We start from the raw sequence: 890 nt of genomic DNA, 5'->3' as shown, positions 1-890 counted from the left end.
ACAATTGTACGTTAGAGGAGCGTTCTTAGGGCAATGAAGCTAGACCGTGAGGACTAGTGGAGCGTTAAGAAGTGAGAATGCCGGTATGAGTAACGATTCGTAGTGAGAATCTACGACGCCTATTGGGGAAGGTTTCCTGGGCAAGGTTCGTCCACCCAGGGTTAGTCAGGACCTAAGGCGAGGCCGACAGGCGTAGTCGATGGACAACAGGTTAATATTCCTGTACTTTCTATAAAAGCGATGGAGTGACGAAGAAGGATAGCTTTACCACTTATCGGATTGTGGGGTAAGTATTTATTGGGAATTGTTGGCAAATCCGCAATTCATAACCGAAAGATATGATGCATAATGCTTTTGCATGAATTAAGTAATTTCATACTTCCTAGAAAAGCTTCTAAACTTAATTTTATGGAAACCTGTACCGAGAACGGACACACGTCCCCAAGATGAGTATTCTAAGGCGAGCGAGAAAACTAGTGTTAAGGAACTCTGCAAAATGACCCCGTAAGTTCGCAAGAAGGGGCACCTATGTAAAGCATAGGTCACAGTAAATTATGAGGGGCAACTGTTTATCAAAAACACAGCTCTCTGCTAAACCGCAAGGTGATGTATAGGGGGTGAAGCCTGCCCAGTGCCCGAAGGTTAAGTGGATGCGTTAGCATTTGCGAAGCGTTGAAATGAAGCCCGGGTGAACGGCGGCCGTAACTATAACGGTCCTAAGGTAGCGAAATTCCTTGTCGGCTAAATACTGACCTGCACGAAAGGCGCAATGATCTCTCAACTGTCTCAACACTAGACTCGGTGAAATTATGGTCCCAGTGAAAACGCTGGGTACCCGCATCAAGACGAAAAGACCCCATGGAGCTTTACTATAACTTTGTATTGAAATT

Annotated in this window: 1 rRNA gene; it reads left to right on the top strand. The window is 45.3% G+C overall.

What is annotated here, in order from left to right:
- A 23S ribosomal RNA gene (locus VBM87_RS02910) occupies positions 1-890 on the top strand; the annotation flags it as partial.

Source organism: Mycoplasma sp. 744 (assembly GCF_034863305.1).
Taxonomy (GTDB): Bacteria; Bacillota_I; Bacilli_A; order Mycoplasmatales; family Metamycoplasmataceae; genus Mycoplasmopsis.
The sequence above is the reverse complement of the archived record's forward strand: the minus strand, read 5'-3'. Positions and strand labels throughout refer to the sequence as shown.